Origin of the sequence: Levilactobacillus sp. FUA 3915, from assembly GCF_044053135.1 — a bacterium.
GTDB lineage: Bacteria > Bacillota > Bacilli > Lactobacillales > Lactobacillaceae > Levilactobacillus > Levilactobacillus lanxiensis.
In genome coordinates this window covers 1,230,654-1,242,912 of record NZ_CP168704.1, presented here as the reverse complement: position 1 = coordinate 1,242,912, position 12,259 = coordinate 1,230,654, and the positions used below count along the sequence as shown (strand labels likewise).

The 12,259-nt window shown below is 50.5% G+C and carries 6 protein-coding genes; 1 reads left to right on the top strand and 5 read right to left on the bottom strand.

The features are described 5' to 3' along the window. Positions 1-8 precede the first annotated feature (8 nt). The 3 genes from ACEPST_RS05930 to ACEPST_RS05920 all read right to left on the bottom strand — a co-directional run bounded on the left by ACEPST_RS05930 (position 9) and on the right by ACEPST_RS05920 (position 9,150). Positions 9-1,400: an MATE family efflux transporter gene (locus ACEPST_RS05930; RefSeq protein WP_395390572.1), complete on the bottom strand. Its 1,392-nt coding sequence runs from the start codon at positions 1,398-1,400 to the stop codon at positions 9-11. Between the two features lie 330 nt (positions 1,401-1,730). After that, positions 1,731-5,522, bottom strand: coding sequence for a helicase-exonuclease AddAB subunit AddA (gene addA, locus ACEPST_RS05925; protein ID WP_204120672.1), 3,792 nt, complete (start codon positions 5,520-5,522; stop codon positions 1,731-1,733). Further along, positions 5,506-9,150, bottom strand: a complete 3,645-nt coding sequence (locus ACEPST_RS05920; RefSeq protein WP_204120671.1) for a PD-(D/E)XK nuclease family protein — start codon at positions 9,148-9,150, stop codon at positions 5,506-5,508. The genes addA and ACEPST_RS05920 overlap by 17 nt, the downstream gene beginning before the upstream one ends. A gap of 362 nt (positions 9,151-9,512) precedes the next feature. Between ACEPST_RS05920 and ACEPST_RS05915 the strand changes: the two genes are divergently transcribed. After that, the gene (locus ACEPST_RS05915; RefSeq protein ID WP_125764832.1) at positions 9,513-10,655 is read left to right on the top strand and encodes an ArgE/DapE family deacylase; all 1,143 of its coding nucleotides are present in this window, start codon (positions 9,513-9,515) and stop codon (positions 10,653-10,655) included. A 57-nt stretch (positions 10,656-10,712) separates the two neighbouring features. On the opposite strand, the gene ACEPST_RS05910 is transcribed toward ACEPST_RS05915, so the two are convergent. Continuing rightward, the gene (locus tag ACEPST_RS05910; RefSeq protein WP_239064475.1) at positions 10,713-11,747 is read right to left on the bottom strand and encodes a polysaccharide deacetylase family protein; all 1,035 of its coding nucleotides are present in this window, start codon (positions 11,745-11,747) and stop codon (positions 10,713-10,715) included. A 130-nt stretch (positions 11,748-11,877) separates the two neighbouring features. Then, positions 11,878-12,252, bottom strand: coding sequence for a hypothetical protein (locus tag ACEPST_RS05905; RefSeq protein ID WP_239064474.1), 375 nt, complete (start codon positions 12,250-12,252; stop codon positions 11,878-11,880). Positions 12,253-12,259 lie beyond the last annotated feature (7 nt).

The following is a 12,259-nucleotide window of genomic DNA, read 5'->3' as shown; positions in this document are numbered from 1 at the left end:
TCTTCCTTTCAATTTGACTTCTTTTCAAATTTTTTAAGACGTCCTATTTCCCGAACTGTTAACCACATTGTCAGAAGAAACGCCAGAACATCTGAAACTGGCTGTGAGAACCAAACACCTGTGACCCCAAGCCAATGGGCCATGATGAAGATTGCTGGAATTCCAAAAATTAGGTAACGACAAACGCCCAAAATCGTAGATTCCAAAATTCTCTCGACAGCCTGAAAGTAACCAGACATTAAATTGGCTGTTAATCCTAAAGCGGCACAAGATACAACAATCTTAGAATATCCGCCGGCCATCCCAACTAGACTAGAACCACTTCCAACAAAGAAGGCAACTATTTGATTAGAGAATACAAAACACAAACCAGCTAATATATAAATTCCAACAATATTAGCTATCAAACTAACCTTGATTAGCTTAATTACACGCCCAAATAAATTTGCACCATAGTTATAACTGGCAATTGGTTGTTGACCACCTGACGTTGCTTGAGTAATTAACATTAGGATATAAATGATATAGCTATTGATCACTGAAAAGGCTGCAATATCCATCTGAGTCCCATATTTTCCAAGAAAGTTATTCAAAACCATGGTGAATACAGTACTGGATGCTTGAATTAGCATAAAAGGAAAACCAATCTTAGAGATGGCGAGGATAATTTTTTTATCCATCTTTAAATCCGACCAATGAATTTGAAACTTGGACTTTCTACTAAAAATAAAATAGACAAAGAAGAATCCCCAAATTCCAATAGAGAATGCATAATAGAATGCCGCGCCAACAAATCCTATGTGGAGTGGAAATACACTCAAATACAACCAGAGTGCGGCAATGATTGCTGACGAGGACATCGCCCAAGTTGCAATATCAGGTCTTTCATCCACACGGACCATATAAACTGTGACATGACCAATCATACAAAATGGATATCCAATCATAAATATCCGAATAAACGTTGTCACCTCACTGTGCAACTGTGGTGTTGCCCCCAAAAGTGTTGCAACTTGGCTAGCAAAAACTGCAATTAAGATAGCTACCGTTAGCCCAACAATAATGCTATACCAACTTCCTTGACCAAATATCCGGCGTGCTTCTTTCTCCTTTCCTTCACCCAAACGCATAGCGCATAATGTTGACGTTCCAATTGCAAAGAAACCGCCCAGTGCCAACATCAAGTATTCAAGTGGCATGATGATTCCGACAGTTGCTAAACCGTTAGAACCCAATCCGCGGCCAATAACTAGTCCTTCAATTACGACCATCACAGCCTGAGCAGCTAATCCTGCAAACGTTAGCATTGTATATCTTGCGAATAATGGTGTAATTTCTTTATGTCCAAGTTCGCTACCGTTAACCTCTTCAAGCGGGTCTTTCTCGTTTGAAGAATCCATAAGAATCACCTTTCTTTCAATGAACTTCGCGGTTTAAACTCAGTTCAGACTTTAAATAGACCAATCAATCTTCTATAACTATTTTGGATTTCAAATCCTTTGATCATTCATGAACATATTTATCATAAAGGATCACTGCGCCTTAATAAAGCGCTTTCAGAGTTATTGATCCTACTACCTCAGTTGTGTCACGTGTTACATTTCATGAAACATTTTTCAACCAAAGACTATTGCTGATTTCTAAGCTATTTAGCACCCAATTACTAGAAAATAGATATAAAAAAAGAACACACCTCAGTATTCAACTGAAAGTGTGTTCCAATACTACATCTAATCTGGTAAATTCTGAATCTGTTTAACCGGTACCGGCAATAAGTCACCACTAGCCAACAGATACAGGTACTGCGCCAGCACAGGTTTGCCCGTCATCTGTTTCAATGCCGCCGCATACAGGTTTACTTGACCCCCATAACGGTCGATCAACTTGGCTTCGCTTTGGGCAACAGCCTGCATGTTGACGTGATCGGTCTTGTAGTCAAACAGGATGACCCCGTCCGCCGTTTCCAAATAACCATCGACAATCCCATGGACCAACACCTGTGAGTCGGCTTCCTTAAAGTCCCGGAACAAGCTTCGCGCCGGCATCAATAAGGAGAACGGCACTTCACGATGGAGAGCTTGGGGCGTTGCCAAAATCTGCTGGCCGAGTTCACTACTGTAGAAGCGCAAAATGAATTCCGGTTGAATACGCTGCGCCACCTCTGCTGACAAAACTTGGTCGGCGACCAGTTGGTCAATAACTTCCTGAACGCTGTCGGCCGTTGGCGCAGTCGTGACGTCTAGCTTCTGGAGCACCAAATGGGTCGCGCTCCCAATTTCGGTTGGCAAGGGCTCCCGCACCGTTTGTAAAAAGTCTGGCCGTGCAAAGTCGTGGGTCACGAACCGATTCCCGGTCGTCTGCCCCGTTGCACTGGCTCGGTATTCCCCAATCGACGCGTTGTCGGGATCCTCAAATAACCGCTTGGCTTCGGAGACTGACTGGTAGGCCGTGGTCATGGTTGCCGCCTGGTGTGGATACTGGAAGTCCATAATCTGTTGGATCTGTTCACCAGAAACCGCGCTGGCAGTTACCTTAGCGGCCGTTTCGCTGGTTGACTGAAGCCAATCCGTTGCCGCCTCATTGACACTTTGGGCGGGTTCCAAATCATTGGCCGTTGCAAATGCGATACCAAAATCAGCGGGATCGCCAGCTAAGCCTGAGAAGGTCGTTGACCCTTGGCGTAAGTCAGCCGCAAATTTGGGATCACGAACCAAGCACATCCCAATCCAGTCGAGATAGTTCGCCTGCGTCGACTTTTCCCGCAAGGTCGCGTTCAACACCAGGTCAGGACTCTGATAAGCCTGTTCCCACGCCGCAATGGCCTCTGCCTGGGTCTTGTGTGATCCAACAATGTAGAGTCGAGATTCCGCCCGCGTTAAAGCCACGTACAGTTTCCGCATTTCTTCGGCCAGGCTCGCCCGCGAAATGGCCTGGGCCGTGACCAGCTTCTGGAGACTTGGCGCCTTGACGCGGCTATCTGGATCCAGATAATCAATCCCAATCCCCGTCTTGCCACTCATGACGTAGTTTCCCTGTTGGTCCTGCTTATTGAACTGCCGGGACGCATCCATGATGAAGACCACTGGAAATTCCAGTCCCTTGCTCCCATGAATGGTCATGACCGATACAGCGTCCGTCGCCGTTTGTACCGGTGCCCCCGCCAAATCGGCATCGCGCTCCTGTAGGCGTTCCACGAACCGGACGAACTGGAATAGGCCTTTAAAACTACTCTTCTCATAGCTCTGAGCCCGTTCATACAGCGCATGCAGATTGGCCTGACGCTGTTCACCAGCCGGCATCCCCCCGACATAATCGAGGAAGCCGGTATCCTGGTAAATGCGCCAGATCAAAGTGACCAATTCATTTTGTTGCGCGACGTTTCGGAAAGTCTGTAGCTGCTCCAAGAAATGGGTCACTTTTGTATGGACCTGCTGCTGGAAATCACTCGCCTTGGGGCCCGCAAAGGTCTGTTGGAAATGCAGTAACGCCTGGTAGTAATCCCCCGTCTTCTGGTTGATTCGAAGCATCGCCAATTCATTTTCGTTCAACCCCACGATGGGCGACCGCAGCACCGCGGCCAACGGAATATCCTGATAGGGGTTATCAATGATCCGCAGTAACGCCATCATGATTTGAATTTCAGTCGTCTTGAAATAATTCTGCGCATCATTCACGACCACCGGAATTCCCAGTCGCCGGAGTTCATCGGTAATGATCAGGTTATTGGTCCGGGTCGGTGTTAACAGCGTAATATCCCCGTAAGTCATGTCCCGAACCTCTTTAGCATCCCGATCATAAATGGGGGTCTTAGCGGCAATCAATTCCTTGATTTTCTTCCCCACCATCAAAACTTCACCTTGGTGTTTGTTATCAACCTGGAAGGTCGAGTCCATGGGTTCCCCCTCACCAGCGGCCTCTTCAGCCCCCTCGGTCAAGTAAACCAGCAACTCGGCGGTGCTCTTGGCGCCAGCACCCTGCTCATCGTAATAGGTCGCGCCATATTTCAGCTGAGCGGAGCCGGTGTACGCAATTTCTCCCAGTTCACGGTCCATCAGTTGTTTAAAAATCAAGTTGGTAAAATCATCCACGTTTTTCATCGACCGGAAGTTTTCGGCCAACACAATCAACTGACCGGCGTCGCCATTGGTTTCGTAGCGATCCGTCTTGTCCATGAAAAGTGTCGGGTCTGCCTGCCGGAAGCGGTAAATGGACTGCTTGACGTCCCCCACCATGAAGAGATTACCGTGGGGCGCTGGTTGCGCGATAGCCGTTAAAATGGCTTCTTGCAGCCCATTGGTATCTTGATATTCATCGATCATGATTTCCTGATACTGCTCGCGTAATTGCGCCGCGACCTGACGCGATTGATCCGTGTCACTGGTTAAAATTTCCAGTGCCGCGTGTTCAATGTCCGCAAAATCTAGGACGTGTCGCCGCTGCTTCTCTTGCCGATACGCATCCCGAAAGGCGCCCACGACCCGGGCCAGTTCACCAACTAATTCGCCGGACTTGGCAATCGTAGTCGTAGCCTGCTCTTCGGTCTGCAACAGGTAGGATTTCTGTAACTTTTCCAACTGTTTTTTGGCTGGATCATAGTAGGTCGACTTTAACTCATCGTAGACAGGATAGTCTTCATTTGTCTTCCGAATCGACGGCATGCGGCCCCAGGAAAAGCCTTGAATCGCCGCTCTCAGCGCGTTCCAACTCTCACCATCTACTAACGCAATGATGCCGTCTAAATCGCTCAGCAGGGGCGTCAGGTGGTCCAGTTGCTTCGTTAAGTCCGCCTGCGTGGCAATCTGTTGGGCACTCGTCAGGTCGGCCTTGATTTGTTGTAATTGCTGACTAAATAACGGCTTTAACCGTTCCTGATAAAAGGTCGTACCGGTCAAATGGTCACTATCCAACTGATACGGTTGCGGTAAGGCCGCTAACCAGGCCGCTGGGTCGGGCGTGGCGTTCGCAAACGTATAGGTCTGCTGCACCAGTTCGGCCAGGCCATCATCGCTCCGGTCGCCGGAGAAATTCTCCGTTAGCCGCGCAAATAGGCCAGATTCATCGTTAGCGTAGAGGTCTTCCCGGAGGTCCGCCCAGACTTCATCGCGGAGCAACGCATTTTCCGTTTCATCCGCTAATAACCGAAAGACGGGGTCCATATCGATGACATAATAATAGTGTTGCAGGATCCGCAAACAAAAGGCATCCAGCGTACTAATATCTGCGACCGGTAACTGATTGAGCTGTCGCAGATAAAACTGTTGCTGCTCACTATTGCCTTGGCTGGCTGTGAGTTCGGCACGCAGGCTGGTTTGAATTCGGTCACGCATTTCTGCGGCTGCGGCCTTGGTAAAGGTCACAATCAAGATGCGGTCGATCCCCATCCCCGCCTTCAGGTGCTCAATCACCCGTTGGACCAACACCCGGGTCTTCCCGGAACCGGCCGAGGCCGAGACCAACAAATTATTACCCGTTTGATAAATCGCATCGTGCTGACTCTGCGTGTACTTAAATTTTGTGCTCATCGGGACCCTCCTGTTCCTGCTTCTGTTCCTGTTCCTGTTCCTGTTCCTTTTTCTGTTCGGCCTTGATGCGGGCCATGACGTCATCCTTCTTCAACGCCGCTAGATCACGGTAATTGTTTTCTTTGAGTAACGGATCAAACTGCATGATTGATTTGTATGGTGAATACTGGAGCGCCGTCTTACTCTGTTGCCGGAAAGGTGCCAAGTCGACGTGCCCGTCGAAAATTTCGGTGGCTGCCCGTTTGATCAAGCGTTCCGTATGGTTCAACAGCATGTCCAACTCGCCGGGGTTAACCAGCATCTTGCCGTAGGAGGTAATGGTCCCCTTCTTGGTCCGCCGTAATCCCCGGTAGAGCAAGGAGCTCCCACTAAACTCGGGGTCAGCAAATAACGTATCCAGATTCGTTAATAAATCTGGATCATCCAGCAATAACCCTTGGTACTGTTCCGCCTTGAGCAGCGCATCTTCGAGGTCCTCGCCCAACACATCAGCCGCCTTTAAAATCGGGTTCTGCAGGTGCAGGTACACGGCTCCGGCCAGTTCAGCATCTGCTGGTGACACATCCGTCAACAGGTCCGGCATATTCTTCTTAACCGCATCCAAATACGTCAGCATCTGCATGGCTTGGCCGTAGTAAGCGTCTTGATAACTAAATTTATGCTCGGAACTCTTGTAATCCACGATTCCCAAATAGGTCTTGTTGTTGACCTGCATGGCATCCAGCCGATCAATCCGCCCGCGGACGGTAACTTGGCGCTGCTTGCCGACATCAAAGGACAGGGCCGTCAGTCCCCGCTCGTCACCGAGGCCAAATTGTAATTCGGTCCGCTTAGGCCGGAACTTGGTCCGCTTGCTTTGTTCCTGAAGGGTTTTGGCCATCCGCCGCATGGTCTTGATCAATTGTTCGCGAATGTAAGTCATCCGGTGAGAGCTCTCCAGAATGGCAAACTGGGGATTCTCGGTAGTGTCCAAAATTTTGGCAATCACTTCATCCGTCATTTCCCGCAGTTGCTGGTCATCCATCTCAGCCAGGTCCAGCTTCTGTTGATTGACCAGCTTCATCAGGTTATCCAGCGTCGCATGGAAAAACTCCCCGGTGCTAGCCGGCGACAGCTCAAAGACATCCCGCTCCTGCAGCTTTAACCCATATTTCAGGTAATAAGCGTACGGATTGGCATAGTATTCCTCCAATTTAGAAATGGAGGTACTGATCTTATTGCCGTACAACTGGGTCACGATATCTGGTGTTAACGCTGTTGGAACATTGCGGTAGCTCAGGCTCCCCAGCAACTTAGTCGTCAGCTCACCATAATTGGTGTCCGACCGTAAAACTTGGAGCACGTACAACCACGCATTGGATAGCGGCTTCTCGCGGAGCTGACTATCATGACTCGCCTGCACCAGGTGTCGTAGCGTGGTCCGACGCGTCCCCACAAACGGCAAGATATCGCCGTCCTCGGCCGTTGGGGTTGCCGCCGCAATCTGCGTTGGCAACTGGAAGAAGTTCTGAATCCGCGCGACATACGGCGACAGTTGTAGCCCATTTTTATCATCATCGCTGGTTGCAGGATAACTAAAGATCAACTGTTCACTACTACTAAGAAAAGCCAGGTAGTTCAGGTAGGGCTCCCCCGCCAGTTGGGTCGCTGCGTCATCGCGCAAATAACTATCGGCATCAACCTGCTGGAGTTGCGCACTCAAGTCTTGGCGGTCGTTATCCGCCAGCAAGGTCGTCGGAATCTGATTGTCCGGCATGGTATCGGCCGTGGCCCCCATCAGGAAGGTCACCTTGCGATTATTGGTTTGCACGATCCCACTTTCAGAAATGGTGACCTGATCCAACGTCGATGGAATCTGACTGAACTTAGCCCCGGCAAACCCAGCCTGTAGTAACGCTTGGAAGTCAGCCTGCACAAATGGCGTGTCCCCCAGGATCGTATGGAATTCATCCAAAATTTGGCAGAAGGTCGACCAGGTCTGTTCCGGTTGCCCTGCCCGCACTAAATCACCATCGTCGATGGCCTGGTCCCGCCAAGCCATCAAGCGGTCCATGACGCCAGCGTTCACCAGAAATTGATAGAGCACGGCCACGGCGTCGGTATAGGTCTTAGCGCCCTTCAACCGCGCAAAGAATGGCGGCAAGGTATCTTTCACAAAGTGGCGAATTAAATTAATTTGCCGTGAGATTTTATCGTCTTGGGTGGTTTGCACACCACCATCCCCGGTCGCAAAGCGGTTGAAGACCCAATCCTTGTCCTGGGTCCAGCGATGTTGGCCCTCATACCCATTCTTCAGAACGAGATTTTCCGTCAGAGCCAGGGCTTGGCGGTAGCTCGTCACTGAAATCGGCCGACCCTCGGCATCTTGTGGCAATAATAATTCTGATTTCAAGACCCGAAAGACGTCAGCATAGCGGTAGTTCCGCCGTTGCACATCAAATAACGCGTTCAACAGCTCTACGAAGGGGTGATCGGCCATCTGCACGTCGGCGTCATCAAAGTACGGAATCGACTGTGCACTAAAAATGGGGTCAATCACCGTCTGATAGGCATCTAAATGGCGCGCCAATACCAGAAAATCTTGATACCGGTACCGACCGGTCGCCACCATTTGGCGAATCTGCGTGGCGACCCGGGAGACCTCCACGTAGCGGTTGTCCGCCTGAACAATTTGCACATTCGTCAGCGATTGCTCGGCGTGCTCTGGCTGAGGTGATAGCGTATTACTAGCCTGCCAGTAGGCATCTAACGCCTGTAGATCAGCGCTGACGCGTGGTGTCCGGGCCTGGTGGTCACGTAACACGTGGACGTGTGCAGCCTGGGCCACCACGTAGAGTTGGTGATACGTTTTGGCCGACTGAAAGAAGAGATTCGTTGGATCCGGCAAATCTAGTGGATAGCCCTTATCCAGGTTCAACGCCACCGTCACGCTGGCCGCATTTTCAATCAAGACGGCCACCAGTTGCCGCTCCTGCGCGCTTAATTGTGAAAAACCCTCTAGGTAGAAATGGGCATGGCTGAGGTCGACCCGTGTCGTCAGATAATCTGCTAATTGGTTCAGTAAGTCTGTATTTTCGACGTATTTTCCCAACATCTGGGTCTCAAACGCCTCATAAATAATCATTAAATCATGGAGCTTGGCCTGCAGATCGGCGTTCTTCCCCGGAAATTGATCAATCGCCGCTAACAGGTCGGCGGCCGTCACCTGACCCACCTTGAATTCGGCTAACTGCGTCGTCAACTGGCTAATAAAGCCGGGCCGGTCGACCTCGCCACGAAAAATCGTCAGCTCATCGGCATGACTCTGGATGATTTGGTAGATCAGCATGTTCAGCCCAGCCGTCGAGATGCGGGGTAGCTGGTAAACAGGTTCATTTTTCATGAAGAACCAGGCTAGTCGCGTGAACGAGAAGACTTGCACCTGCGTCTGCGCGAAGAGTGGTTGGTCTGGCGCGACCTGGGCCTTCAAGGCGGCCAGGACGTCGACTTCAGTTTCGAATTTAATATGGTTGGGAACCAAGTAATAGCTCTGATCCGTCGGTTGGTCCGTCACCTGCTGGGCCAACGCATCCACCATCGGCTGGCGGTGATTCTGGCCGGCACTTCCTAGAATAAATTGTAAACTCATCTGCGAACCTCCATCTCTTAAGTTCTGTTGCTATGTACTGCCCGGCTTCATGACAGGGACCGGACAGGCCGGTTAGGTGACTAATCGCAGCTGTGTGGACGATCGTAACCCCTCACCTAATCGTTAGCCTCATGATATCAAAAACACCCGTCAGCAATTGTCGTTTTCACCAGTTATGGGCAACTTTAGTCCAGTCCGTCCATCTCTTAGGTTGATTATATTCTAGCATACGTCATCGCAAAAGCGAACACTTGTTTGGTACAAATTTTGTCATAATCTGAGGACTTCGCGGGCCATTTTTCTGAAAGCGTGCTACACTTAATCATAATATTAAAAATTGGTGAGAAAGTGGGCTTGCATTTATGAAAGATAGTGAAGAAGTTCAGATTTTACAGGATTTAGTCAGCATCAATTCCGTCAACGGCAACGAAGACGCTGTCGCGACATATATTAAACAGCTCTTCGGTGAACACGGCATTGACGCTAAGATCATCCCTTACGCCACCGGTCGCAGTAACATCGTCGCCGAAATTGGGGACCCAACTAGCGACAACGTCTTCGTCCTAGCCGGTCACCTGGACACCGTGGCCACGGGCGATTTAGCCGATTGGCAATTCGACCCCTTCGCCGCGCACATCGAAGGCAACACGCTGTATGGCCGTGGCGCCGCCGATATGAAGAGTGGACTGGCCGGCATGCTGATTACCTTCGTTAACCTGGCCGACGCCAAGGTCAAGCTGAATGGTCGTCTACGCTTCATCGGGACGGTCGGTGAGGAGAACGGGGCCATGGGCTCACGCATGCTGACGGAACAGGGCTACGCCGACGATGTCCGTGGCATGGTCATCGGTGAACCTACCGGCGGCAACCTGGTTTACGCCCACAATGGTTCCCTCAACTATCACGTCTACTCTCGTGGGGTCGGCGCCCACAGTTCAATGCCTGAAAAGGGTGTGAACGCCATCACCAATTTGATCAAGTACGTGACCGCCGAAGCCACCGAATTTGACGATGCACCGGTCAGCCCCGAACTCGGGCCACTGGTCCACAGCGTGACCGTCTTTAACGGTGGCGAACAGGTCAACAGTATTCCCGCCAAGGCCGAGCTGCAAGGCAATATTCGCCCAATTCCAGAATTTAACAACGAAGCCGTCATCAACCGGTTAAATGAAACCGTGGACCGCCTCAACCAAGAAGACGGTGTCGACCTAAAGCTCCACGTGGACTACAGTTTCAAACCCATCATCAGCGCGCAGGACTCCCCACTGGTCAAGACGACCAAGGCCATTGCCGACGCCGAATTTGGCCACCCAATCGACCTGCAAGTCATCCATGGTGCGACCGACGCTTCCGAATTTACTAAATCAACGAATCAGTTCCCCGTCATCGTTTACGGTGCGGGTAAGTGGTACGACGCCCACTCCTTGAATGAATCCGTGGACCTCGACGAATTCCGCCACGTCCAACGGGTCTATGAACAACTCGTAAAACAGATCTTAGCCTAAGTAAAAACGCTCAGTTTCCGTGAATGTTCCACGTGAAACTAAGCGTTTTTTGTTGCCCTATTTACCGGCAGTTCGGAAATCATGCGCGCCGAAGTACTGAAGTCCCGGTAGCGCCTGGTAATTCAACAACTGACTGACCGTGACCAACTTGTAGCCCTTGGCCTTTAAGCGTTTGATAATCGTCGGTACCGCAGCGACGGATTGCTTGTGAATATCATGCATCAACACGATATCCCCGCCACGGGTGTCTTTCATCACTTCATTAATGTCCTTTTGCGTGTTCAGGTAAGACCAATCACGTGAATCGACTGACCAACGGATGATGGGCTGCTGAATCTTCCGGCCCTCAGCCGCGGTAATATTGCCGTATGGTGGCCGAACGTACTGCGGCAGCGTCCCAGTCGCCTGGTAGATGGCCCGGTTGGTACGCATGACCTGACTTGCCGTGTTGCTGGTTCCGATAGTGTTGAAGTCGGGGTGATTCCACGAATGGTTCCCCAATTCGTTGCCCCCAGCCAGTACGGCGCGGGTAATCTTTGGATAACGGCTTACACTCTGCCCAACTTCAAAGAACGTGGCGTGCGCCTTATTCTTCTTTAACGTCTTCAATAGCCGTGGTGTCAGGGTTGGGTCTGGCCCATCGTCAAACGTCAATGCCACCATCTTATTCGTCTTGACCTTACTCGTCTTATCAGCCTTAGGTAGGTAGCGGTTCAACACCTTCCCCTTCAACTCGCTGTAAGGGACCGTGACGTGCTTGAGTTTAAAACTATTTGTCAGCAGTGGCATCCGCAAGCCATCCTTGGTCAGCTTAGCGGTCTTGTTCATGTGCGTCGGTAATTTCACCTGATATACCGTAGCCACCTTGGAACTCTTGGCCTTGGTCGTCTGTAAAATGGACTGGCGCGCTGCCTCCCGAATTGCCGCTAAGCGGTGCGGTTGCTTGTTCGTTAATTGGCCATAGGTAACCGTCTTGTTCACCGCTTTGGTTTTCGCCTGGGCGGGTGCCTGAGCAGATAACGTTCCGGTCAGTAAGAGGACCGCCGCTGCTGCCATAACCCCTGTTATGATGCTTCGTTGTCGTTTTCTCATTAAAATCCCTCCTAAAAAATAGACTCCCCTGAATCTACCCTTATGTTACCAGTTTTGGCCTTGAAATGAACGCGTTCCGCCTAAATAATTTGACATCAAAAAAGGGCCACCAACCGAAGTCAGTTTCCCTTTAATCTTCCGCACTATCTGGCGGATTAATCGTTTGATGATTCTCTTTCAAAACCTCATTGGTGTAATGTTCCAGGTCAGCCAAAATGCTGGCACTGTCGCCCTGTTGTGCGGCCATGTTTTCAGCCACCGCCCAGCGCGCCAACGTGTCGGTAATTGGCACGATATCTTGGATAATTGCCATGTCTGAGTCATCCTGATGCTGCTCCTGAATCGACCGAAAGCTTTCGACATCGGTGATCAAGCGTAACACCTTGCCCGTCTCACGTTCAACGGATTGAAAAATCACGAAATGAGCCTGTTGATTGGCCTCACCCATGCGTTCGCGAATCGCTTGTAATTGTTCATCATCTATTTTTAATGCCAATGCTTTCACCCCACTG

Bases quoted from the DNA above. Each gene is read 5' to 3' on its own strand.
- ACEPST_RS05930 (WP_395390572.1), bottom strand. From the start codon at position 1,400: ATGGATTCTTCAAACGAGAAAGACCCGCTTGAAGAGGTTAACGGTAGC.
- addA (WP_204120672.1), bottom strand. From the start codon at position 5,522: ATGAGCACAAAATTTAAGTACACGCAGAGTCAGCACGATGCGATTTAT.
- ACEPST_RS05920 (WP_204120671.1), bottom strand. From the start codon at position 9,150: ATGAGTTTACAATTTATTCTAGGAAGTGCCGGCCAGAATCACCGCCAG.
- ACEPST_RS05915 (WP_125764832.1), top strand. From the start codon at position 9,513: ATGAAAGATAGTGAAGAAGTTCAGATTTTACAGGATTTAGTCAGCATC.
- ACEPST_RS05910 (WP_239064475.1), bottom strand. From the start codon at position 11,747: ATGAGAAAACGACAACGAAGCATCATAACAGGGGTTATGGCAGCAGCG.